This window comes from Streptomyces sp. NRRL S-495 (assembly GCF_000966955.1).
GTDB lineage: Bacteria > Actinomycetota > Actinomycetes > Streptomycetales > Streptomycetaceae > Kitasatospora > Kitasatospora purpeofusca.
The window spans coordinates 1-581 of the sequence record NZ_JZWY01000645.1 but is presented as its reverse complement, the minus strand read 5'-3'; the positions used below and the strand labels follow the sequence as shown (position 1 = coordinate 581).

The 581-nt window shown below is 76.2% G+C and carries 1 protein-coding gene; it reads left to right on the top strand.

The genetic code is table 11. The features are described 5' to 3' along the window. Positions 1–383: 383 nt before the first annotated feature. Positions 384–581: hypothetical protein (locus tag VR45_RS29680; protein ID WP_045942952.1), on the top strand; the 198-nt coding region annotated here is incomplete at its 3' end.

Sequence of the window (581 nt, the reverse complement as noted above, 5' to 3'; positions counted from 1 at the left end):
GCCGTTACCTGCTGATCGACATGTGGTCCGACGGCTATCAGTGCATCCGGGTCTACCTGTCCGACGAGTACCAGAACGGCGGCTACCTGCTGGCGGACAACAAGGGGACCGTCCGCCGCACCCTCCCCGCCGACTGACCCGGCCGCCTGGCCCGGCCGCCTGACTTCGCCGCCGTCCCGCCCCGCCCCGGACGGGCCCCGGCGGGCCCGGTAGGCCCACGGACGGTGGCGGGCGGCCCCGCCCCGGACGATGCTGGACTGGTCCCGGGGCTTCCCGGCAGGCCTCCTCGACGGGTGTCACCGGCGGTCGTTCCCGGTGGTCGCCCCGGCGGGGGCCTCCGGCGGCCCCGGTGTCCCACCCCCGAGCGAGGAGCCGTCGCGACAATGAGCGAGAACCACCACGTCCTGCTGCTCGACTTCACCGACAGCGTCGCCTGCCGCGCCGCCTTCGACGAGGCCGCGCACCTGCCGGGCCTGCGGCAGTCCGCGATCGTCGAGCGCGAGGCGGACGGCACCCTGGACTTCCCGGCCAGCCAGGTCCGCGGCGCCGGCGCGCCGACGGTCGGTGCGGGGGTGGCCGGG